Source organism: Glutamicibacter sp. NPDC087344 (assembly GCF_044744225.1).
In the GTDB taxonomy this organism is placed as follows: Bacteria; Actinomycetota; Actinomycetes; order Actinomycetales; family Micrococcaceae; genus Glutamicibacter.
In genome coordinates this window covers 328,804-352,641 of record NZ_JBIUXY010000001.1, presented here as the reverse complement: position 1 = coordinate 352,641, position 23,838 = coordinate 328,804, and the positions used below count along the sequence as shown (strand labels likewise).

Below are 23,838 nucleotides of genomic sequence, written 5' to 3'. Positions count from 1 at the left end.
TACCTCGGCGCATCACGCTATCGCTGTTCTAGTACTTATCACCGTGTGGGAGCTTCTGAGTGCTCCCGGCATACAACGATGGGCCCCACAGTGGTTTCTGCAGCGTGGCTGCATACACCGTGGGGCCCACCGTATTAGTTAGCGCTTAGTCCTTATCCGACGCGTTTTCCTCGGGGTTGAGCATTTGCTCGAACTTTTTACGCTCCTTGCGTGAGATCGGCAATTGGCCGGTCGCCGGATTAACGATTCGCGAAGACTCGCTGGCCGCTTCTGCCGCCGACTTCGGAGCCGGCTTGGCATCCTGTTCAGGCGTGTTTTCCGAAGACTTGGCACCGGCGTCCCGACCCTTGGGTACATCGGACCGGGTCACCTTGCGTGGTTTTTGTTTCGGGTTTTTCGCTTCTGCCTTCGCCGAATCCTCCGCGGGGGCACTGGGCCGGCGGATCGCTGCGGTGGCACCGTCCATGGCCAGCGCCAGATCCTGCGCGTCGGTCTGCGCAACTCGCGAATGTCGACGCGAGGCGCGGCGGGCGGCACGCTTTTCCTTGCTGGATTCAACCAGCCGGTAGAGCACTGGTACCAGCACCAGGGTCAGCAGCGTGGAGGAAACCAGGCCGCCAATGACCACCACGGCCAGCGGCTGGGAAATGAAGCCCGACTGGCCGGTCAGGCCCAAGCCCATGGGTAGCAGTGCGAAGATGGTGGCCAACGCGGTCATCAGGATTGGGCGCAAACGCTGGCCGGCACCCTGCATAATTGCCTGCTCCAGCGGCATGGCCGCCCGCTCCGGGGTGTCTTGGCGATACTGGTTGATCAAGTCGATCAGCACAATCGCGTTGGTCACCACGATGCCGACCAGCATCAGCATACCGATCAGGGACGGCAGACCCAGCGGAATGCCGGAAACCAGCAACAGGCCAATCGCGCCGGTGGCGGCAAACGGGATGGAGACCAGCAGCACCAGCGGCTGGACCAATGATTTGAAGGTCGCCACCATGATCACGTAGACGATTGCCACGGCAGCCAAGAGCGCCAAGTACAGCTGGTTGAAGGACTCGGTCTGCTCGGTGGCCGCGCCGCCAATCTCTGCGGTCGCTCCCTGGGGCAGCGCAACGGTTGCCAGGGTTTCATTCACCGAGCGGGAGACCGTGCCCAGGTCGTCACCGGCGGGGGTGAGGGTGACCGTGGCGATGCGCTCACCGTTGGATGTGGTGACCTGCTGGACCACTTCGGTGCGTTCGACCGTGGCCAAGTCCTGCAATTCCACCATGCCGGTCGCGGTTGGAATCGGCAGGGTCTTCAACTCGTCCAGGGAGTTCAAGTCCATGCCTTCACCAATGAGCACCGACAGATCGGTGTATTCCAGGCGCAGGGTCCCGGCGGGCAGCGGAGAGATCTGCGAGGCGACGAGGCCGGAAAGTTGTGTCTCGGTGAATCCGGCCTCGGCGGCCTTGTCCGCGTCGATATCCACGGTCACCTGCTCGCGCATCGCGGAGAGGTTGTCGCTGATCTCCGAGACGTCAGGGGTGTCGTTCAGCGCCGCGCGCATGGTCTCGGTGGCCTCGGTCAGCAGGTCCTGATTCGGGGCCTTGATCTGAACGGTGACATCCGAAGACATCATGGCAGAAGACCCGGAGCCAACGCTGACCTCGGTACCCTCGGCAAGGTCCAATGACTCGACCTGCGTGCGTACGGTTTCGCCCAGGGCCTCCTGGTCGGCATCTGCGTCGGTGATGACCGTGAAGGTCGCGGTATCCGACCCGGAGGCAAACAATGCCGCCATGCCTGAACCGGTGCCGATGGTCATCTGCACATCGGTGACACCGTCGATATCTTGCAAGGCGGCGTCGATCTTCTCCGCCTCGTCAAGGGTGCGCGCCATGGAGGTGCCCGAAGGCATGCTCTGGGTGATGGACAGCGAGTTTTCCCCGGTGGAACCCAGCAAGTTGACCTTCAGCAACGGGGTCATGGCCACGGTTGCACCCAAGATGATCACCGAGGCGACCAGGGTGATGACCGGATGGCGCTGGGTGCTGCGCAGCGCCGGGGTGTAGACACGCTGCAGCCAGGACTTGTCCTCGGCCAGGTGCACGGTATGCGCCTTGCCGGTACCCGGGCGGTGCGGCAGGAACCAATACGCCAGCACCGGAACGATGGTCAGTGAGACCACCAGCGAGGCCAGCAGGGCGATGGTCATGGTCAGCGCGAACGGGCGGAACAGCTCGCCGGCCATGCCGCCGACCAGCGCCACCGGCAAAAACACCGCCACGGTAGTGAGCGTCGCGGCGGTGATGGCCCCCGCCACCTCGCGCACGGCAAGCAAAATTGCCTGGCTCTTGGACTCGCCGTGGGACAGGTGGCGTTTGATATTTTCAATGACCACAATCGAGTCATCCACCACACGGCCAATGGAGATGGTCAGTGCACCCAGGGTCAGCATGTTCAGGGTGTATCCGCCGGCGTACATGCCGATGAATGTCACCATCAAAGACAGCGGGATGGAGATTGCGGTGACCAAGGTCGAACGCAATGAGAACAGGAAGACTAGGATCACCAGTACCGCGAAGCCCAAGCCCAGCGCGCCCTCAAGGGCCAGGTGCTCGATCGATTCGGTGATGAACGGCGCCTGGTCGAAGATGTTGGTAATGACCGCACCGTTGCCCAGTTCGTCCTGCAGTTCACCGATCATGTCGTTCACTGCCGTGGAGATCGCCACGGTGTCCCCATCCGGGGTTTTGGTCACGGAAATGGACAACGAGTCTGCGCCGTTGGTCCGGGTGATGCTGGTGGCTTCATCGGCCTGGACCGACACCTTGGCAACATCCTTGAGCAATACCGGGCCGTTCTCAGAGACCAGCGGGATGTTTTTCACTGCATCCAGCGAGTCGGGGGCCGAACCGGCAATGACCGGCAACGTCAGCCCATCGGTGTCCAGGGTGCCCACGGGCGTCGCGGCCCCGGCGTTATCGATTCCCTCGGAGATGTCTGCGGTGCTCAAGCCGGCAGCGGCCAGTTTGGCCTGATCCGGGATGATCGAAATATGTTGTCCGGCTCCTCCGGAGACCGAGGCTTCGCGCACGCCGTCGATCTTCTGGATCTTGGGCAAAACAATGCGTGTGACATCGTCATTGAGTTCTTCCAGCGAAACATCGGAACCGACGGCGAGCTGGATTACCGGCAGATCGGCAATGGACCCGGCGATGGCGCTGGGCTCAACTCCCTCGGGCAGGGAAGGCTTCGCGTTGGAGATCGCGCGTTCCACCTGGGAGCGGGCGCGGTCCATATCGGTGCCGTATTCGAAGGTCAGCGAGATCTGCGCGAGACCCGAGGAGGACGTGGCGGTGGAGGTCTCCAGATTTTCCACCGCTTGCATGGCGGTTTCCAGCGGTGCGGCGACCTGTTCGTTCACCACCTCGGGGCTGGCGCCGCTTTGGGTGGCGATCACGGCTATCTGCGGGAACTCCATGGAGGGGATGAGCTCTTGTTTGAGCGAGCTCATGGAGTAGACGCCGAAAACGGCAATAAATATTGAGACCAGGGCGATCAACGCCCGGTTCTTTAATGACAAGATGGCCAAGCGCTGCATGTGGTGCGGTCCTAGCGGTGTCGAAGGATGTACATAGACTCAGCTTCAACTTTAGTTGGTTGAACCGGGACAACAGAAAAATCTGATGGTGATTGGAGCAAAGATCATCCGTTTGGCTGATACTTCAGCGCGACGTTGAGCCTCCAGGCGCGTTGTGCGGCCGCAAATACCTGTTGGATGACTACCAGGACCTGAAAGGTGCTCAAAACACAGAAGCGGCCCACCGATACCGGTGGACCGCCAAAAGTGTTTTAGCTGTTCAGTGCTTCGCTCAAGCCCAGGGACTTGTCGGTTGCCGCCTTGACCTCGGCGTAGAGCGCCGGGTTGTCATTGAGCTTCTGGCCGTAGGAAGGAACAATATCCTTCAGCTTCGACTCCCAGCTGGAGAACTGCTTCGGGAAGCAGCGCGAAAGCAGGCCGATCATGATCGGGGTCGCGGTCGACGCGCCAGGGGAGGCGCCCAGCAGGCCGGAGATCGTGCCGTCGGAGGAGGTGATGACCTCGGTGCCGAACTGCAGCACGCCGCCCTTCTTGGCATCCTTCTTGATCACCTGGACACGCTGTCCGGCGCTGATCAGTTCCCACTTGGAGCCGTCGGCCTCCGGGAAGTACTCGGTGAGCGAGAGATCCTTCTTGACGCGGGACTTGAGCACTTCCTTGATCAGGTAGGTGGTCAGGTCCATGTTGTCCTTGGCCACGGCAAGCATCGGGATGATGTTGTGCAGGCGCAGCGACAACGGCAGGTCAAGCTGTCCGGTGGACTTCAGGAAGTTCATGGAGAAGCCGGCGTAGGGACCGAACATCAGCGAACGTTTGCCGTCGACAAAACGGGTATCCAGGTGCGGTACCGACATTGGCGGGGCGCCCACGGAGGCCTGGCCATAAACCTTTGCATGGTGCTGGTCGATGATCGAATCATCGGTGCAACGCAGGAACTGACCGGAAACCGGGAAGCCGCCGAAGCCCTTGATTTCCTCGATGCCGGACTTCTGCAGCAGCGGCAAGGCACCGCCGCCGGCGCCGACGAAAACGAACTTGGCATTAACGGTTTTCACCGCGCCGGTGGCCTTGTCCTTGACGGTCAACTGCCAGCCTGCGCCCTCGCGCTTGATGGTTTTGACCTTATGGCCGAAGTTGATCGAGGCACCAGCCGAACCCAGCGAGTTGGTCAGGTCCGCGGTGAGGCGGCCAAAGTCAACGTCGGTTCCCGAGGTGACACGCGATGCTGCGACCTTCTGCGAACCGTTGCGGCCCTTGGCGACCAACGGGGTCCATTCGTTGATGGTGTCCAGGTCGTTGGTGATTTCGAGTTCGTCGAACAGGGTGTTCGGCTTCAGCGCCTCGTAGCGGGTCTGCAAGTATTTGGAGTGGTCCTCGCCGATCACAAACGACATGTGAGGCAACGCGTTGATGAAGCTGTTGTCGGCAACACGCTTGTTCTCAACGGCCCAGGAGTAAAACTGGCGGGAGATCTGGAACTGCTCGTTGATGCCAATGGCCTTGGACGGATCAACGGATCCGTCGGCGCTGGCGGCGGTGTAGTTCAGCTCGCACAGGGCCGAGTGGCCGGTGCCTGCATTGTTCCACGGGGAGGAAGACTCCAGCCCGGCCTTGTCCAGGTTTTCGAAAAGACCGATAGACCAGGTTGGCTCCAGCTGGTTGATCAGGGTGCCCAGCGTGGCACTCATGACGCCGGCTCCAATTAGTACTACGTCAAATGATTCGGTTGACGTTTCAGAAGGCACGAGGATCTCCATCGACAGTGATACTTTGCTCTAACCCAGAGTAGACCTATATACCCGCCGGTTAGAAATCCTTAACTGGCATGACGGGGCCAGCGGTGGCTAACTTGAGACCGCCGGCGAATTGCTCATTTGAATATCCGCGTAACACTCGTTGAGCATCGGGGAGGACGGATAGAAGCTGACGTTGGGGTTGAAAGCCAGTGCCGAAATGGGGAATACCAGCGGAAGCAGCGGCAGGTCGAAGTTCAGGGTTTGCAGAATTGACGCGTAGGCGGCGGTGCGGGCTTCACCCGGATCCAGCGAACGGGCTGCAAGAATTTGTGAGTCAAGTAACGCTGAACTGTAGCCGAACTCATGAGCCTTGTTGGACAGTATTCCCGAAAGGAAGTCATCTTCGCTGCGGTAACCACCCGAGTAGCCCAGCAGGTGCAGCCCGGTGAAATCATCAGAACGCACCGTGTCTACGTAGCCGTCGGTCCAGGCGATGGGGCGCGGGCGAACCCGAATGCCGACCTTGGCCAAATCTTCGCTCAGTTGAGCGAAAACACGTTCCGGTAATGGAAGGTAATTGCGTGAGACGCGTAACGGGTAGGCAAACTCGATCTCCTCGCCCGCGTATCCCACCTGCTCCAGAAGTTTTTGCGCGGCATTCTGGTCGTGGTTGTACCGGGCCTCGGGTTCGGGAACCGACAGCGCCGGCGGGAGGATGCTTGCCGCGGACTTGGTGCCCTGGATGAAAAGTTTGCTCGCTAGCTGACCGGTATCGACCGCATACGCGATGGCCTGGCGGAACTCGCGTTTGGCCAACCACTTGTTGCGGTGATCCATGCCCAGGTACAACACGGAGAACGGGTCTCGTTGAACCACCAGTTTGGCGCTGCGGACCAAGTCCCGCATGATGTCAACCGAAACCAGGTCGAAACCGTCGATTTCATCCGCACTCATGGCATTCTCACGGTTGTACGGCGAGGGAACAGAGGAGATTATTGCCACCTGGGGGTGATTTGTATTGGCGTCGAGGCGTCCCCGGTTCCAATAATCGTCGAAAATTTCCAAGCGGACGTTGTGATCCTTGTGGGAGACAAAACGGTACGGCCCGGTACCCATGGGTGTTTTCATGAGGGATTGCGCGGGGTTGGAGGCGGGACCGCCGGTCAACGCCGAGGGCGCGGCAATGGCCATTCCCGGCAATGACAGGGCATCGATGAGGGAGGGCAAGCGGCGACGCAGGGTTAGGGTCACCAGGTATTTGCTGGTCGCGGCGACCGAGCCGAAGTAGCTGGCACTGCCGGCGGTCGTTTTCCCGGTGAAGAGATCCTGCTCGAAAACCGGTGTGAGAGCCGCAAGCTGTTCCAGACGCTGCTGCTGGGCGGCCACATCACGTTCGGTCGCCTCTTGACCGTCGTCAAGGTTCAGCTGCAGGTCTTTTTCCGTGGGGAGGGTGGGGATGTTTTCCGTGTGGTGGAAAACATCGGTGAAGCCCTGGCTGGAATCATTTGATAATGCCGTAGGCAGGGTGGCCCAACGGTTGAAGTTGGCCACCACGGACTCGGCGTCCATCTCGGTGCCGTCGTGGAATTTCACTCCCTGACGCAGGGTGAAGGTGTAGGTCAGTCCGTCCTGGGACTGGGTCCACGATTCGGCCAGGCCCGCAATGGGGCTGCCGGTGTTCGCATCGATGGAAACCAGGGTTTCGTAAATTTGGCGTGAGACACGGAAGGATTCATTGTCCCCGGTGATCGCGGGATCTAGCCCGGAGGGGGGAGCTGGCGCGGCCAGCCGCAGGGTGCGCGGCACCTCGGTCGCTGACGGGGAGGCCGTGGGAGAGGCTGACGCGGCATTCCTGGGTGACGTGGTGCAAGCGGTGAGGGCCAAGGCTGTGCCCGCCAGGGTGCCAGTCAGCAATGCGCGTCGCGAGACGAGGTTCTGCGGCTTTTTGGGCACTTTGCGGCTCAACTTTCTTCGTGGCTCAAGTGATTCCCGAGGTGTGGTGTACCGACGTTGGGCCGGCACCCAAAAAGGTTGGGGCACACAGGGATATCTATCAAAGATAGCGCAAGGAACTGGTGGCACCCGGTGAACCTGCCGTGGATGCCACCAATGAGATCAAAACGTTAACTGCGTTGCGTGTTTAGGGAGTATGCACCAGATTCTCGGCGTCCTGCCCTTCGGACCAAGCCTGCAGCTGGCGTTTGAGCAGCTTGACCATGCGGGGGAAAAAGGCTTCGGTGTTGCCGCCGTTATGTGGGGTGATTAAAGCGTTGGGGCACGTCCATAGCGGGTGATCGGCTGGTAGCGGTTCTGGATCAAAAACATCCGAGGCAACATTGAGCCGGCCGCTGGTGACCTCGGCAACCAGCGCATCGGTGTCCACGACCGGTCCGCGGGCCACGTTGACGATGGTTGCCCCGTCCGGAAGTTTGGCCATGAGCTCGGCATCAACTAAATGGTGGGTTGTAGCCGTGAGCGGAACAATCAGTATCAGCACTTCGATCTGCTCGGCGTACTGGTTTAACTGCTTGATGCTGAAAATCTCTCCGTGCTCATCAACGCGGGCCGAAGAGCCAAAACGCAGCAGGTTGACCTCGAACGGATCCAACCGTTTACGGATTTCTTCGCCAATGCCTCCGACGCCAATGAGGCCCACGGTACGGTCGGCCAACCCCGGCCAACGCTGCGAATTCCAGCTCCCCTCAAGCTGATCTCGGACTGCACCCGGGAATCCGCGCAGCGAGGCGATGGCCAATCCCAAGGCGATTTCCGCTGTCGCGGCGGCGTGCACCCCGGCGGCGGTGTGGATTTTGGCTCGGTCGCCAATCAAATCAACAATTCCGTCATAGCCGGTGGTTTGCGTTTGTATCACCGAAACGTTGGGTGCCTTACGGATATTTGTCAGCACCGCCGAATCAGCCATGTACGGGAAGATCGTGATGTCGATATCTTCCAGTGGTGAATCCGGATCGGTTTCGAGGTCCCAAATGACGGGTTTCAGATTTGCGGGAAGTTCGCCCACTGCATCAAGTAGGTCTTGCGAGGGAAAGGAAACCGTACGTTGGGTAGTCATGAATTCACTCTACAAAGTCAGCCGGTGGGGTGGTAGTAACACCTAGTCATCTCCTGTAATGTAGCTCACCGCAGAAAAGTGGCTATCGAATTTGCGCGAAGCTCAAAAGCTGGTAGAGTTTTATCTCGTTGCGAAAGCGCGAAGCCCAAAAAGCTTCTAGAACATCGCAGCGGGCGCCTCTAGCTCAATTGGCAGAGCAAATGACTCTTAATCATTAGGTTCCGGGTTCAAGTCCCGGGGGGCGCACGAGCAATATGTTCGGCATGCCGGCTCATTGTTTGAATAAATTAATACGCGCCTCTAGCTCAATTGGCAGAGCAAATGACTCTTAATCATTAGGTTCCGGGTTCAAGTCCCGGGGGGCGCACAAAACAAGGTCAGGCTTCGGTCTGGCCTTTTCTGTTTAACGGAAAATCCTCCCGGGCGGCGGCGTGCGCCACCCCGGGAGGACTTCCTTGTTCCTGTGCTTAGATTGCAACCAGGCCGATCCAGGGAAGATTGACGAAACCATCTGTCGTTTGGGTGAGTTCGCGGGTTACTCGTACATCGTCCACGATTTTGGCGATCAGTTCCGGCGAGTTGGCGAACCTCTGCTGTCCGCGGATGAAGGTTGTCAGTTCGACGCTCATTTCCTTGTCGTAGAGGTCTCCGTGGAAATCGAGAATGTGAACCTCAACCAGGCGGTAGGCCATGTCAGGGTAATAGGTTGGGCGGCGTCCAATGGAGATGGTGGCTGCGCGGCGTACGCCATCGACGACGGCGTGACCAGCCCACACTCCATCCAAATTGTCCTTGCCGTTAATCGGAAGGTTGGCGGTGGGGAAGCCGATCAGGCGTCCACGAGCGTCACCGTGTTCTACTGTGCCGTTAAGAATTTCGATCATGCTTCAGCCCTCCATTGGTCCGTATCATCATGTTCATTGAATGAACACTATGATTAGCTAGTGATCATTATGGTAGTGAGTGCTAACTCACAGTGTCAAGTGCTTGAGGTAACTGTCTGAAAGATTCTGAAGTTGGCGCTGTCGTGAACGAGTGATCGATCGTATGGGCCTGGTCGTCGAGAGGCGGTGCTGCTCGGCTATGCCAACAAGTGGAACCGGTGCTTGAGTGGCAAAACAAATTCTGCTGACGGTGACATCGACAGCTTGTGCGCTATTACTCGATACCAGCGGGGGCAACGAGCGTCCTCGGAAATGATGCGCCGACTTGGAAGAAACGGACAATTGCCAATGCGTCAACTGACCTGTTCTTCAGATAACATCGTCAAGGATTGCCCCTTGCGCTTGCCTGGCGGCAATCTATGGCAACGACCCGCACGCATCTGAGGAATGAAGATCTTCCGCACATCCAAAGCCCTGTCCCTGTTGGCAATCGTGACCCTTGCGTTGAGTGGGTGCACCTCGGCGGCGGTTGGCGACCTAGCAGCCCCGGCTGACGCCACGGTCGTCGACTCGAGTTCTGAATCCGCACCGGCAGCGTCCGATCGGGTTGCAACACCGACCGTGGCACCGACACGCTACTGCCACACCGTCCGCCGGCCCGGAGGGGAGCAAGCAGCTCTCGCCGACTGAGGAAACGCGTGGTCCCAGCGCGAGCGGCAGTCACCAATCAACCAGCCAGGTTGGCGCCGCGCTTGAGGGGCCGAAGGCGTCCACGGTTTTGTCCCAGCTGGCAGTCAAGGGCAAGGCCCCGATGACCGGTTATGATCGCAACGACAAATTTGGCAACGGGTGGAAAGACCCGGATGGCAACAAATGTGATGCTCGCCAAGACATTCTCACACGCGATATGACAAACGTGGTGTACAAGGATTCACTTCAGTGCACTGTTGCCTCTGGCACTTTGAACGACCTGTATACCGGCAAGTCGATCAACTGGAAGGTGAAAGCCGGATCCGTTGATATCGACCATGCGGTGGCCTTGGGGAATGTCTGGATTTCAGGAGGTCAGCAACTCTCCCAAGATCAGCGTGTGGCTGTGGCGAACGACCCGCTGAACCTGATCGCTTCGGATGCTTCGGCAAACCGTGCCAAGGGGGATGAGAATGCCGCCGAGTGGCTCCCGCCGAACAAGGCTTTCCGATGCCAGTATGTGGCTACCCAGATCAGCGTGAAGCACAAATACGCGTTGTCGGTCACCGCTCCGGAGAAGGCCGCCATGGCCAAGGTGCTCGATACCTGCCCTGCGCAACTTGCCGCTGAGGTCACCCCGATCAAGCCAGCTGGTCAAAGTAAGGCCAAGACCGAAGCTCCTGCGGAAGAAAAGAAGGTTGATACGGCCGCCAAAGAACCTGCTGCCACCCAGCTGGTTCACCCGGGTGCGTTCTGTTCCGACGCTGGCGCCACGGGCACTGGAAAAAAGAATGGCAAGCCATATACCTGCAAGGCCTCTGACACCGAAGACCGGCTGCGCTGGAGGGCTTAGAAAGTTGGAGATCGGTGCATAATGGGCACGATTAAGTGTTTCTTTGGGTACCTGCTTATGCCTCTGATTCGGTGTCGCTTGTTTGGCTAACTAGTCCATGTATCCGATGGTGTGGCTCCACTGACCGGGTAGCGGACTCAGGTAGTCCAAATGTGATTGTCTGAGATTAAACGTCGCCACGGCTGGGATTGTTCGGCCCCCTAGGCGAACGATTGCCGACTCGCTGATGTCTATGTGTCATCCTGTGCAAGAGGTTCATCTTTCACCAGTTAACGATGAACTTAATCGCTGAAACTGCGCGGTTGCATGGGTCCTGCCACTAGGATGCCTGGGTGAATCCATCGATCATCAGAGTTTTGCCGTACCGCCACCGTCCATCATGCTCCAGGCTTGGCGGGCCAACCAGAGTTCTGCGAGATCTCCAACAACCTTCAACCGATGCCCGGTGAGCTCTTCGGCGCGTCGAATACGATAGGCCAGGGTTTGCCGGTGAATTCCAAGTTGCTGCGCGGTTAGTTGCCAGTTGAGATCGTTGTCTAGCAGCAGGAACAACGAGTCCCGCAAGACTGAGATCGATTCCTTGGTTTCTCTGAGCGGACCAAGCACCGAACGAATAATCTCCATGGCTTCTGAGCGAGATCGCGCCAGCAGCGACACCCTTTCTCCCTGAAATTCAGACCAGGTTGAGCCGGATTTGAGTCCGGCATCCAGCGCGTTGACGGCCTCGGAAGCCGCCCCGGTGAGGTCTGCAAGGTCCAGGTGTTCGGAGGACAGGCCAGCTGCAACACCGAGTTCCCGATAGATTCTTTCGGCCAAACCAAGATTCCCGGTGGTGACCATCGTTAATGTCGCACCGTTCATTTTTCGCGAGAAAGGCTGCACACGGGAGAGGGCTAAGCCTAGAACCAGCCGCTGATGATCTTTGTCTTGCGAGGCAAGTACACGGTAGGTCCCGTTGGGCAACGCAGATTGTTGGGCAATCGACCGTGTGGCGAAGTCTTGGCGTCGCCGCTGAGCGGTGATGGCCGCTTCGCCGTTGGCGATAGCGGTCAGGGCTTCTTGAAGCACGGCATTCGCGTCCACGGTGAGTACCTGCTTGAGGTGGACCAAGGAGAGCGAGTCCAGATCCGCGCCTCGGGAAATCTGCAGGGTCGCCGGCCGAATGGTGCTCAGGGTGTGTGCGCGGAGGTGCGGTTGGGAGGCGATATGGTTTCCGATGACGACGCAGCCGGTCTCGGTATCCACCACGGCGGCATCGATATTAAAAAGTTCCTTGACCCATTGCCCGGCGCGGCGTTGTTCCGGCTCCTGCGCCCCGGCGACCTGGTAAATCCGGGAGAGGGCCAGGATGCTGCGCGACTGTTGGTTGCCGTTGGCCGCTGCCACCAATCGTGCGATGACAACAAACGGTGTATTTTCCCCGGTCATCAGGATCGGGAAGGACAGTCGATCCGCCTCGGCGAGCATCTCGGGCGTCAGGGGTGGTTGCATCCCATCCGCGCCGAAAGTAACTGCTGCGACCCCGGCGGCGTTGAGTTTGCTGATGTAACGACACTGTTCGGTGGGGTGCGCGGGGAAGGTAATCCCCATGGTCATCAGCAACTCGCCTTCACCGAGCCAGGTCCAGGGATCTGGCATTTCGCTGGTTTGGGCCCAGTCCAATACCCTGCCCAAACCTGCGGCACCTGCCAGCACACTGGTTTCAAGGCTTGGATCAAGTGTCAGGTCCCGTACGGTCACCGCTGAAGTCATGGCTTCATCATAGATGATAAAAGTTGCTTCAAATTCATCATGTATTACAGTATTTCAAGTCACATCTTGTTTGTACTCTATTTCACAACGAGACGAGTTCTAGGGCAACGGGGCCGATTGAACTTTCATACTTCAAGGAGGGGTAGCAATGTCTGAAGCTACTTCACGGCAGGACCTGGTTCTGCCGAAAACCACTCGCCGGCTGCGGCCCGAGGATTGTGTAGTTGCCGATCCCAAGGCCCTGCGCCAAGCTCAGATCGGTGCCGGTGTCGGCAACTTTATCGAGTGGTACGACATCGGAGTCTACGGCTACCTGGCGGTGACCATGACCAAGGTCTTCACCTCTGGCATGGATGAGACCTGGGGCCTGCTGGTCACCCTCTTCGGATTTGCGATCTCTTTTGTTGTGCGTCCCATTGGCGGCATGGTCTTAGGTCCGCTGGGGGATAGGATTGGCCGCAAGAAGGTCATGTTCTTCACCATCATGCTGATGGCCGTGGCCACTACGCTGATCGGCTGCTTGCCGAGTTCAAGCACCGTGGGCCTGTGGGTCATCATCCCGCTGTACTTGCTGAAGATGGCCCAGGGCTTCTCCACCGGCGGTGAATACTCCGGGGCTTCGACCTACATCGCCGAGTTCTCTCCGGATAAGAAGCGCGCGTTCATGACCTCCCTGCTGAACTCGGGTGCGATGCTCGGATTCGCCGTGGGTGCCGGCGTGGTTGCCGCCACCACCTTTATCACCGAAGCCAACTTCGGACCCGACGCCATGGTCAACGGCGGTTGGCGTATTCCGTTCCTGATCGCCTTGCCGCTGGGAATTATCGCGGTAGCCCTGCGCAGCCGCCTTCCGGAGTCGCCGGCTTTCGAGGCCGTCCACGAGATCCCGGACAAGGGCAACCCTGATTCAATTTTTGTCCGCCACTCGCTGGCCAAGGTCATCCGGATGTACTGGCCGCAGATCCTGATCGGCATCGCCATGATTGCCGCGGACGGCACCGCGTCCTATACCTTGACGAGCTACATTCCGACCTATCTGGAAACGAATGCCGGTGTCGCCGCGGCTCATACCGCAATGGCCTCCGTGCTGGTGCTTGTCATCCAGGCGATCCTGATCCCGCTGTTCGCCATTGTGGCCGACAGGTATGGCCGGCGACTGGTGTACCGGATCGCGACCATCGGCAACATCCTGCTGCTCTTCCCGGCCTTTATCATCATGCAGTCCGGAACCCTCGGTGCGTTGTACCTGGCGCTGACGCTGATCATGATTCCTTCGGCGGCGTTCTTGTCACTGACAGCTTGTTTTATGTGCGAGTTGTTCCCGACCGCGTCGCGGTACACCGGTGTTGGTTTTACCCACAACATCGCTATCTCGATCTTCGGCGGAACCACTCCTCTGGTGGCGCAGGCCCTGTTGGGTGCGACCGGCAATTCATACTCGCCGGCCATGTACGTGATGTTCTTCTCCGTGGTGGCATTGGCTGCGACCTTCTTCATGAAGGAAACCGCTCGCAAGCCGTTGCTTGGATCGGTTCCCGTGGTGGAGAGCTACGAGGAAGCGGTCGCCCTGTGCAAGGGCCAGGACCGGGACGACAATCTGGATACCAGCACCATGCTGCTGGCCCCGCTCTCTGCGGGTAAATAGTTAGGTTGCAGCGATTTCCCAATACTCTCGGGTGCTTCAGGCAAGGGGCTGGCGAGAGTTTTGGGAACCGGTAAAAACAGAACCGCCTCGGGCCATTGAAGTGCTCCCCAAAAGTTGGACTGTAAAAGTCAAAAACTTTTGGGGAGCATTTTTATGTGCACACGAAGCGCATCATTCAAGTATGGGCGGGAACACCTAGTTGAACTCTTAGAACCAGGTTCTGGATCTGGCGATTCGAGCCTTATGCCTGTGAGTTGCCGCCAGCATTGGCCGCTCGCGGTCACATCCGCTTCGTGTCGAACAGGCAGATCTGCCGTGGCTCGGTGCGGCGGGATTCCGCAAGCCTGTTCAGGGCGATGCTGCCTTGGATTGCTTGTCGCTGCGGGGTGTGTGCCGCAACGCGTCGTAGCCCCACCCGGTCGCACAGTTAGGTGCGGTGATTTGCGGATGTGCGTCACAGGTTCCCGATTGTCCAAGGCGCTTTCGTTTATCTGGGGTCACAATGCCGGGGGAGTCTCACCGACGTCATGCATGCTGCGTCGTTAGACAGCCGGCCATTCGGGCGGAAGGGGCAACTTGTTGGTTTTCGGTGGCTGCGCACTTCCTTGGACGCTGGCTCAAATAGTGCAATTGAGCCAGATTCGGCCCCGAGAAAATTCGTTTTCCATGCGGTCTGTCTCCAGGTTTCGAGTGATCTGCCGTGCTTTCCCGCATTGGCCTCGGCACGTGATCGGCCGCGCCCACGATGGCATTCGGAGCGCCTGTTTCTGAGCGGAAAAGCTGGCCTGATCCGGCACTGCGTACCCTGACGCCGCAGGTCGCTCAGACCCCTGCTGCGCGCCGGTGTTACGGCTTGGCCGCTGAACTAATTACTGCGCGAGTACTTCCAGGAAAACTACTGGAGCCAACGTACCGTCTCTGCGGCCACGGTGCAGCAATTGATGATTAGCCGGCGGGGTGAATACGCCGGTTGCGAGGCGATACGTTGGACTGCCCCGCCAACTTCTGCGTGCCCATTCGGCTGCGATGCAGGCGCCTGATCTGGCCATTTTTCAGTGGTGTGACGTGCAATCCACGCCCTAGTGATACAAATTTCATTTTCGGCTTGACGCTGTGGCTTGAAACACCATATGCTGTGATCACTAAATAAACACATAGTTCACCTAGTGAACGATAGTCCTAAGGAAATTGGCATGGCTAAGCAGATGCGCGTTTTCGCATTCGATTTCAACGGTCCAGCTCACCTGTCGGCTGGCACCTGGCGCCACCCGAAAGACCGCGGTCACGAGTACAAGAACCTGAAGTTCTGGACCGAGTACGCAAAGCTGCTTGAAAGTGCCAACTTCGACGGCATCTTCTTCGCCGACAACGACGGCTACCACGAGAACTACCGCGGTTCCGTCGCTGATTCCCTCAAGGACGCCGCGCAGATCCCGACCAACGACCCGGCCTACCTGATCCCGGCCATGGCCGCGGTGACCGAGAACCTCGGTTTTGGTGTCACCTCCTCCACCGCTTATGACATGCCGTACAAGCTGGCTCGGAAGTTCTCCACGTTGGATCACCTCACCGACGGCCGTATCGGCTGGAATGTTGTGACCTCCTATTCGACCGCCGCCGCCCGCAACCTGGCCAACCAGGAGCAGGTTGCCGCTCACGCCGATCGCTACAACCGAGCTGAGGAATTCATCGAGGTGTCCACCCGGCTGTGGGAAGGCTCCTGGGAGGACGACGCGGTAGTTGTCGACAAGGAAAACGGTGTGTATGTCGACCCGAGCAAGGTCCACGACATTAACTACGAAGGCACCCACTTCTCGGTCCCGGGCATCCACCAGTGTGAGCCATCCGCGCAGCGCACCCCGGTGATCTTCCAGGCTGGCGGCTCGCCGCGCGGTGTGGAACTGGCCGCAAAAACCGCCGAAGCGGTATTCATGAACGCCATCGACAAGCCAACCTTGAAGAAGCAGGTTGATGCACTGCGTGAGAAGGCCGTGGAATTCGGCCGCGACCCGGAACACATTGCCACCTTGCAGATGATCACCGTCATCTCCGCCGCCACGGATGAAGAGGCGCAGGCCAAGTACCAGGAGTACCTGGATCTGGTCTCCTATGACGGAGCCATGGCACGGTACTCGGGCTGGACCGGACTGGATATGTCCACCTTTGACCCGGACAAGCCGCTGAAGGATGTTGAGGCCAAGGGCACCGCCACGATGCTGACCTTCTTCCAGAAGGTCGACTCGGAAAAGGAATGGACCCCGCGTGATATCGCGGCCTACACCGGCATCGGCGGCACCTCCCCGGTGATCGTGGGCGGCCCGCAGACCGTGGCCGATGAACTGATTTCCTGGATGGAAGAAACCGGTGTCACCGGCTTCAACGTCGCCAACGCACTGAAGTTCCAAGACATCAAGGACTTCATCGATTTTGTGGTTCCCGAGCTGCAGCAGCGCGGGGTCATGCGCACCAGCTTCACCGGCTCGACCCTGCGCGAGCACCTGTTCGGAGAAGGTGTTGCCCGCCTGCCCGAGGACCACCCGGGTTCCACCTACCGCAAGCAGACCAGCGAAGTCCGTTAGGAGCACACACCATGTCAATCATCGTCACTCCGGAAACTCCGGATATCGATCCAGCCGAATACCGCAAGATTTTCGGCTCCCTCCCCACCGGCGTCACCGCCATCACCGGGATGACCGCCGACGGCAAGCCGATGGGCCTGGTGGTCGGAACCTTCATGTCCCTCTCGCTGGATCCGCCCCTGGTGACCTTCTGCGTGGACAAGGGCTCCAGCACCTGGCCGCAGCTGCGCTCATTGGGCCGGTTCACCGCCAACATCCTGTCCACCGAGCAGCTTCCGGTCTGCCGTGCCTTGGCCCGCAAGGGCGAAGACAAGTTTGCCGACATCGATTATGAAATCGGCGAGCACGGCACCCCGCACATCACCGGAACCACCGCGACCATCGACTGCGAGGTGCTCTCCGAGGTTGTCGCCGGAGACCACTACATGATCGTGGGCGGCGTGGATTCCATGAGCTCCTCCGACGCCGAAGCGCTGCTCTTCAGAGGCGGCAAGTTCGGTGATTTCAACCTGTGGCCAGCACCGGCCAACCCAGAGAAGAAGGGTTAACCCGCCATGTCTGCACTGTGCAACTCCATCCTCGATGCCTGGCAGCGTGCCTGGGGCAACGGCGAGGTCGAAGCCTTCACCGGCCTGGTCGCCGAGAACTACACCCGTCAGTCCAAATCCGGCCAGGAAACCCTGGATGAAGTGATCGATCAGATCAACTCCCAGCACAACGCCTTCAGCGACTACCACATGGACATCCTGCGTGCGGTGGAGGGCGAAACCGAGGTTGCCATCTACTGGCGCAGCATCGGTCGCCACACCGGCGAATACATGGGTGTTCCGCCAACCGGCCGCGAGGTCATCGTCACCGGTGCCTCATTCATCCGGGTCAAGGACGGGAAGATCACCGACGAAGACGTCGTGTGGGATCCGCGCGAGATGCTCTCCGCCATGAGCATCGTCCACCTCGGCGATACCCGCCGCAAGAAGTAGCCCGGCCGGCACGCCGGTGGTGCAGGGCCCAGAACCCTGCACCACCGGCGGCGGTCTTGAACCAGAAACTCTTTAAGGATTAACATGCCAATCAATATTGCCCACACCGCGCAGCGGCTCATCGAGGCCAAGTCCACCGGCACCCCGGTAGACCAGCTGATCACCGATGAGATGGGGCCAACCACCGAAGATGCCTTCAGGGTGCAGCAGGAATTGGTCCGCCGTGCGATTGAAGACGGCGACGCGGTGGCCGGCTTCAAGCTGGGCAACATCGCCAAGGCCATGCAGGACAAATTCGGTGTGGATGAGCCGGACTACGGTTATATCCTGGCCAGCCAGTTCTACCCGGAGAACCTTGCCATCAGCGAGTCCGAGTTCATTGAACCCTTTATCGAGCTGGAACCGGGTTTTGTCCTGAAAAAAGACCTGTATGGGAAACATGTCAACGCCGCCGACGTGATCGCCGCGACCGACTTTGTGGTTCCGTCCTTGGAAATCATTGATTCGCGGGTCAAGAACTGGAACATCAGCCTCTTTGACACCCTGGCCGACAACGGGTCGATCGGTGGAATCCTGATCGGCGGGCAGCCCCGCAAGCTCAGCGAAGTGAACCTGGCCGATACCGCCGGCGTGATCGAATACGACGGCCGGGAAGTAGCCCGGGGCAACACCAACGCCGTCTACGGCAACCCCATTGGCGCCATCGCCTGGCTGGTCCGCCGCATCTCCGCCTACGGCGTGGGCCTGAAAGCGGGGCAGTTCATCCTGCCTGGCAGCTGCCTGGCTGCCGAGAAAATGATTCCGGGCACCTCGATCACCGGCCGTTTTGAAGGCTGGGGCGAGATCTCCTTCGACTACACCGCCGCCGTATAAAGGATGGAAACCATGGTTGAAAACACCACCGCGCAGCAGATTGAAACCTACCTCGGCGCCGCCGATGCGGCCTTTGCTGCCTGGTCGGCAACCCCGGCCGGGGTGCGGGCCGACGTGTTGGACGTCGTCGCCGACGCCTTGGATGCGGCCTCCGGTGAACTGGTGCCGATCGCAATGGCCGAAACCAACCTGCCCGAAGCCCGGCTGACCGGCGAGCTGAAGCGCACCACCTTCCAGCTGCGCCTATTCGGCCAGGTCCTGCGCGACGGCACCTGGTACGACGCCCGCATCGATCACGCGGATGCTGAATGGCCCATGGGCGCCCCGCGCCCGGATCTGCGCCGCACCCACATCCCATTGGGGCCGATCCTGGTCTTCTCCGCCTCCAACTTCCCGTTTGCGTTTTCGGTAGCCGGCGGCGACACCGCCTCGGCGCTGGCCGGCGGCAACCCGGTGATCGTCAAGGCGCACTCGGGCCACCTGGAACTGTCCCGGGCAACCGGTGAAGTGGTGACCCGCGCGTTGGCTGAGGCCGGAGCGCCGGAAGGCCTTTTCCACGTTGTGTACGGAACCGAAGCGGGGAAAACCGCGCTGCTTGATCCCCGGGTCAAGGGCTCCGGATTCACCGGGTCCATCCCTGGCGGACGCGCCCTGTTCAACCTGGCGACTTCCCGCGAGGAGCCCATCCCGTTCTACGGCGAGCTGGGCAGCAACAACCCGGTTTTTGTCACCAGACAGGCCGCCGCGCTGCGTGGCGAGAGCATCGCAGCGGAGTTCGTCGCCTCCTTCACCATGGGCGCGGGCCAGTTCTGCACCAAACCAGGCACGCTGTTCATCCCACGCGGTTCGGGTATGCGTGAGGCGCTCGCTTCCGCGGCGCTGCCCAACGGCGCCAAACTGCTCAACGACCGTATCCAGGCCGGCTACCTTGAGGTGCTGCAGCAGCTCTCGGGACATGCGGCAACCGAGGTCCTGGTCCAGGGCTCGGACCCGCTGGCCGATCCTCCATCTCCCACCTTGCTGGTGACCGGAGTCGAAGACCTGCTGGCCGATCCGTCGGCACTGCAGACCGAATGCTTCGGACCGACCGCCATGGTGGTTGAATACGACGACGAGGCGCAACTGGTCCAGGCGGCCAAGACCTTTGAAGGCCAGCTCACCGCCACCTTGCAGGCGCAAGATGACGACGATGTCGCCGAGCTGGTGCGCATCGCGGCGGGCAAGGCCGGCCGTGTGTTGTGGAACCAGTGGCCCACCGGGGTCTCGGTGACCTACGCGCAGCAGCATGGCGGCCCGTACCCGGCAACCACTGCGGCCGGTTCAACCTCCGTTGGAACCGCGGCAATTGCCCGCTTCATCCGTCCGGTATCGTTCCAGAACTTCCCGCAGCACCTGCTTCCGGCAGAACTGCAGGATGCCAACCCGCTGTCGAACCCTCGTTTGGTCGACGGCAAACCTGTGGCCTGATGAGTGTGGCGGCTGCACCGGCCCGCACTGCGCCGCCCGCGTGGGCGGTGCAGCGGGTCAGCACCGTGCTTGAACGTCAGGGCGAGCGGGTGGGAAACGACCCCAAGGTGATCGCCCAGAAGGCCGGACTGAGCAAGTCCCTGGCCAAAAGCTGCATGTTTTTTATCTCCAAGGGCGGCTAGCTTCCACGCCGCAACGAAAGGAACACCCCATGAGCGCTGAGACCAGCACCATGCCGCAGGTTCAGATTCTGAGTTCGGTTGGCACCGCACTGCTGGCCGACCTGGTGCTGAAACCCACGGCCCTGAATGGCACCACGCCCTCGGATGCCACCGACAATGCGATTACCTTGAACGCAGGCACCGTCGACATCGGTTTTTGGGCCTGTTCGCCGGGGACCTTTAAAACCGCCCGCAACGGGGTCAATGAAGTCATCTTGGTTCTTGAAGGATCGGGCACGCTGGTGGCCGATACCGGTGAGCGTGTTGACCACGCGGTTGGTGACATGGTGTTGATTCCCAACGGCTGGTCCGGCGTGTGGGAAATCCACGAGCAGTTCAAGAAGCAGTACATCACGCTGAGCGTGTAATGGCGTTGTAGATCTTGCCCGCTCCCCAAAGGAGCGGGCTTGATCTATTTAAGAGGCAATGATCAGTCTGGAGGGCAGATCCAAGCGGTGACTGATGCGATGCTGGGCTCGGCGTTATTCTGAACAAATTTTTTGGTCAAGTTCCCAACCCCGGTGGCAGCCCGCCGCATCGGTGTGCGCCGCCATCAGCGTGCGGATCTGTTTTCAACAATAGGCCCAGAGGTGAGCAGCGTTCGCCCTGCTGTTCAGTGCAACCTCTTCCATCAGCTCTCTTGCGGTGGCCGTGGCTTTGGCCCTGAGCGGAGGGTAATTACCTTTGTGCATAAAGCAGTGCCTTCAAGCATGGAAACTGATCTGCCTGGGGCACCCAACCGGCATGGAACAGCCGGGTCGGGTAAAGAGCGGTCGGCTAAAGACCAATAGGGGAGCGCTGCACAGGATGAGTTGTGTCGGTTAACGCCGCTATCCTTGGTGCCATGGATGTCCACTTGGCAGCAGGCGTTTATGAAATCACCACCGCAACGGGATCACTGTATGAGCTCATTGTGGCTGAGCGGAGCACTCTTCGCAGACTGCCGCGAGCCGTGACACCGGAAGCTAGCCACGCTGATCTATCTACTGCGCTGCGTCGAGACAACGAGCCGATTTCTGTCCTTAAAATTCTCCGTCTTGAGGTTGGCGCAAAGGCGGGGTTCCTTCTTGATCTGCGAGGCGATGGAATCATCACCGTGCGTGAGACCAGTGAGGTTCTAAGGATTCAACGAACCGCAGATGCTCCAGCCAACGTCACGTCGTTTAACTGAGCGAATTCTGAGATTTGCTCTGGGCGAAGCGGTCGCCATGGCCTCTTGGAGTCCAATTTTGAGGACTTGTGTCAACGCGGCAACTGCGCACCGATTCGTCCTGGGTATGTTGGCGAAACCTCGCGCGTGAGCCCAAACCTTGTAACCAATCGCCGGCACAACAGTCAAGCCGTGTAACGCAAAAACTATCCACATGGGCCGACGCTGGACAGGCTTTCAGTGTCTCGTGTGGTGATCGAGCAACTGGCGGATGCCAAGCGAGCCACCGATATGTGGCCGACGCACTTCACTGGCTATGCCCGGGCTGACGGATTGAATCTTTGGTAGGTGCGGCGGGCAGTGCCGCCGTACCTCGGAGCCGTTTCTTGTCAGATCATTGCTGTGGAGTTGTCCCGCGACAGGTTGCCCCTGCCGAGTTGGCCTCACCGTGTGAAATGTGAGCCTTGACACGCAGTAATGAATGGCGTTCTAATAGTTGAGGGTCTTTATTGGTATGAACACCAATAGTTGACGGGCTGGCAGTTGGACAATGTGGTCCTGCTGCTCTCAGGGAAGGAACAGGCTAGTGGGCAAGACCGAGAACACTGCTGCGGCGGGGGAATTGGCGACGCACGTTGAAGTGCGTGGCATTGAATTCATTGCCGCTGAAAACAGGCATGGCAAACCCCGGGAACTCTTTGCGGTCTGGGCCGCACCAAATATCAGCGTGCTCAGCTTTACCATCGGAGCGACGCTCACCATGGTGTTGGGGCTTGAAATCTGGCAGTCAATCGCCGTGATCCTAGCCAGCAGCCTGCTGTGGATACTTCCAGGCATCGTAGCCATTTCCGGCCCGTCGGCTGGCACCAGCGGTTCGGTGATTACCCGCGCCGTCTACGGGATTCGTGGCAACCGATTCATCATCGCCATTTACGGCTGGTTCGTCTCCGGGATCTTTTTGGCCCTGAACTGGGTGGCTTCCACCTTTATGGGAGCGGAGCTGCTGCGCCGGCTTGGTCTGGGCAATGAGACCGTGGGCAAGGCGGTGGTCACCGTGGCGATCTCCACCATCACGGTGTTGGTGGCCGTTTACGGGCACGGCCTGATCCTGAAGAGCTACACCGCGGTTACGGCGGCATTGCTGGTGATATTTGTGCTGGTCACTGCTTATATCCTGCCCCAGGTGAATCTGGGTTTTGTGCAACCTGAGCCGTTGGCCGGCGCCGAGGTGTGGATCTCGGTGAGCATCGGCTTTGCGATCCTGTCGTCCACACCGTTGTCCTATTCCAACAGTGCCGACTTGGCTCGCTACCTGCCGCATGAAACCAAGCCATGGCGCATCGTCGCGGCGACGGCCTTAGGTGGTGCAGTTCCCGGCATCATCTTCACCACCGTGGGAGTGCTGCTGGGTACCGTGCTCTCGGGGGCGGCCTTGGACGTTGGCATCGACTTCGCACTGATGGACATGTTGCCAAACTGGCTAGGTATTCTCCTGGTGGCTGGGGTGGTGCTGAACACCGTGGCGCTGAATGGCATGACCACTTACTCCGCGAGCATGGTCTTCCAGTCAATCGGCGTCCCGATAAAACGTATTCCCTCGGCCATCCTGATCGGCGTGCTCGGCACCATCTTCACCTTCGCGCTTGCCATGTCCACCTCGCTGATTTCCGCGGTGAACTTGATGCTGCAGTTCTTGCTGATCATCTCGGTGCCGACCATGGCGATCTTTGTTGCAGACATTGTGTTGCGGCGCAATCGTTATGATTCCCTGCAGCTGTTCGAGCAGTTCCCCTCGGGCAAGTACTGGTACACGAACGGCTTCAGCGTGGCAGGTCTTGGCGCGGTGGTGGCGGGCGGCGCCGCCACCGCCCTGTTCCTCTCCACCGATGTGTGGGCAGGTCCCTTTGCGGTCATGATGGGCGGCATCGACGTGTCGGTGCCTGTCGGATTGGCAGTTTCCATTCTGGCCTATGCGGTGCTGGTGCGCTTGAGAGGGGTGCAACTGGAATTGGTCCCGGTTAGGGCCAAGAGCTAGTTGGGCAGCGTCAAAGACGTCGTTGATAGCGGGTTCACCAATTTCTAGTCGAAGGCTGGACGCCACCGCTTCAGATTCGGCCACCAGAACGAAGCGGGGCTGGATAGCCGGAGTAAACTCTTCGTGGAAGGCCTCCAGGTCTCGATGCAAAACGTATTAAGGACCAAGCCGCGTCCAATTTCTACGGTCCCCTGCGATTAAAGCCGGTAAAGAGAAGTCGGGCCGGTGAACAACCCATCCGGTGGATGCGGCAGTCTTCGCCTTTTGGGGATCAGAATGATTCGCGGCGTTCTGTGGATAACTGATGTCCGATT

General features: G+C 59.5%; 17 protein-coding genes and 2 tRNA genes. 13 read left to right on the top strand and 6 right to left on the bottom strand.

Annotation, left to right across the window (positions count from 1 at the left end; translation table 11 throughout):
- Window positions 1–145: 145 nt before the first annotated feature.
- The 4 genes from ACIOWL_RS01520 to ACIOWL_RS01505 form a co-directional block, all read right to left on the bottom strand.
- The gene (locus ACIOWL_RS01520; protein WP_400380790.1) at window positions 146–3,586 is read right to left on the bottom strand and encodes an efflux RND transporter permease subunit; all 3,441 of its coding nucleotides are present in this window, start codon (window positions 3,584–3,586) and stop codon (window positions 146–148) included.
- A 251-nt stretch (window positions 3,587–3,837) separates the two neighbouring features.
- Complete coding sequence (locus ACIOWL_RS01515) at window positions 3,838–5,343, bottom strand: malate:quinone oxidoreductase (protein ID WP_400380787.1); 1,506 nt, start codon at window positions 5,341–5,343, stop codon at window positions 3,838–3,840.
- Window positions 5,344–5,430: 87 nt separating this feature from the next.
- A complete protein-coding gene (locus ACIOWL_RS01510) occupies window positions 5,431–7,287 on the bottom strand; it encodes an ABC transporter substrate-binding protein (RefSeq protein WP_400380784.1) in 1,857 nt (618 codons plus the stop codon).
- 175 nt (window positions 7,288–7,462) lie between these two features.
- Entirely contained in the window at window positions 7,463–8,395 is a 933-nt protein-coding gene (locus ACIOWL_RS01505; RefSeq protein ID WP_400380782.1) for a 2-hydroxyacid dehydrogenase, read from the bottom strand.
- Window positions 8,396–8,568: 173 nt separating this feature from the next.
- Here ACIOWL_RS01505 and ACIOWL_RS01500 point away from each other — a divergent pair.
- Window positions 8,569–8,641: transfer RNA gene (locus tag ACIOWL_RS01500), tRNA-Lys, on the top strand.
- A gap of 48 nt (window positions 8,642–8,689) precedes the next feature.
- Window positions 8,690–8,762, top strand: a tRNA-Lys gene (locus tag ACIOWL_RS01495).
- Window positions 8,763–8,862: 100 nt separating this feature from the next.
- Here ACIOWL_RS01495 and ACIOWL_RS01490 read toward each other — a convergent pair.
- On the bottom strand, window positions 8,863–9,279 hold the full coding sequence (locus ACIOWL_RS01490) for a riboflavin kinase (RefSeq protein ID WP_400380779.1): 417 nt from the start codon (window positions 9,277–9,279) through the stop codon (window positions 8,863–8,865).
- A gap of 447 nt (window positions 9,280–9,726) precedes the next feature.
- Here ACIOWL_RS01490 and ACIOWL_RS01485 point away from each other — a divergent pair, with 447 nt between their 5' ends.
- The gene (locus tag ACIOWL_RS01485; RefSeq protein ID WP_400380776.1) at window positions 9,727–9,969 is read left to right on the top strand and encodes a hypothetical protein; all 243 of its coding nucleotides are present in this window, start codon (window positions 9,727–9,729) and stop codon (window positions 9,967–9,969) included.
- Window positions 9,970–10,057: 88 nt separating this feature from the next.
- Complete coding sequence (locus tag ACIOWL_RS01480) at window positions 10,058–10,822, top strand: HNH endonuclease family protein (protein ID WP_400380775.1); 765 nt, start codon at window positions 10,058–10,060, stop codon at window positions 10,820–10,822.
- 348 nt (window positions 10,823–11,170) lie between these two features.
- On the opposite strand, the gene ACIOWL_RS01475 is transcribed toward ACIOWL_RS01480, so the two are convergent.
- On the bottom strand, window positions 11,171–12,574 hold the full coding sequence (locus ACIOWL_RS01475; RefSeq protein ID WP_400380772.1) for a PucR family transcriptional regulator: 1,404 nt from the start codon (window positions 12,572–12,574) through the stop codon (window positions 11,171–11,173).
- Between the two features lie 148 nt (window positions 12,575–12,722).
- Between ACIOWL_RS01475 and ACIOWL_RS01470 the strand changes: the two genes are divergently transcribed.
- The 9 genes from ACIOWL_RS01470 to ACIOWL_RS01430 all read left to right on the top strand — a co-directional run bounded on the left by ACIOWL_RS01470 (window position 12,723) and on the right by ACIOWL_RS01430 (window position 23,524).
- Window positions 12,723–14,219, top strand: coding sequence for an MFS transporter (locus tag ACIOWL_RS01470; RefSeq protein ID WP_400380769.1), 1,497 nt, complete (start codon window positions 12,723–12,725; stop codon window positions 14,217–14,219).
- A gap of 1,193 nt (window positions 14,220–15,412) precedes the next feature.
- Complete coding sequence (locus ACIOWL_RS01465; RefSeq protein ID WP_400380766.1) at window positions 15,413–16,798, top strand: LLM class flavin-dependent oxidoreductase; 1,386 nt, start codon at window positions 15,413–15,415, stop codon at window positions 16,796–16,798.
- An 11-nt stretch (window positions 16,799–16,809) separates the two neighbouring features.
- Window positions 16,810–17,346 carry a flavin reductase family protein gene (locus ACIOWL_RS01460; RefSeq protein ID WP_400380763.1) on the top strand — a complete coding sequence of 179 codons (537 nt, stop codon included), beginning with the start codon at window positions 16,810–16,812 and terminating at the stop codon, window positions 17,344–17,346.
- 6 nt (window positions 17,347–17,352) lie between these two features.
- A complete protein-coding gene (locus ACIOWL_RS01455) occupies window positions 17,353–17,778 on the top strand; it encodes an ester cyclase (protein ID WP_400380760.1) in 426 nt (141 codons plus the stop codon).
- 84 nt (window positions 17,779–17,862) lie between these two features.
- Complete coding sequence (locus ACIOWL_RS01450) at window positions 17,863–18,651, top strand: 2-keto-4-pentenoate hydratase (RefSeq protein ID WP_400380758.1); 789 nt, start codon at window positions 17,863–17,865, stop codon at window positions 18,649–18,651.
- Between the two features lie 12 nt (window positions 18,652–18,663).
- The gene (locus ACIOWL_RS01445; RefSeq protein ID WP_400380756.1) at window positions 18,664–20,118 is read left to right on the top strand and encodes an aldehyde dehydrogenase (NADP(+)); all 1,455 of its coding nucleotides are present in this window, start codon (window positions 18,664–18,666) and stop codon (window positions 20,116–20,118) included.
- Window positions 20,118–20,300, top strand: coding sequence for a hypothetical protein (locus tag ACIOWL_RS01440; protein WP_400380754.1), 183 nt, complete (start codon window positions 20,118–20,120; stop codon window positions 20,298–20,300). Before ACIOWL_RS01445 ends, ACIOWL_RS01440 begins: the two co-directional genes overlap by 1 nt.
- A gap of 29 nt (window positions 20,301–20,329) precedes the next feature.
- Window positions 20,330–20,707 (top strand): cupin domain-containing protein, encoded by a 378-nt coding sequence (locus ACIOWL_RS01435; RefSeq protein ID WP_400380751.1) that lies wholly within the window; start codon window positions 20,330–20,332, stop codon window positions 20,705–20,707.
- Window positions 20,708–22,075: 1,368 nt separating this feature from the next.
- On the top strand, window positions 22,076–23,524 hold the full coding sequence (locus ACIOWL_RS01430) for a purine-cytosine permease family protein (protein ID WP_400380748.1): 1,449 nt from the start codon (window positions 22,076–22,078) through the stop codon (window positions 23,522–23,524).
- The last annotated feature ends 314 nt before the right edge of the window (window positions 23,525–23,838 follow it).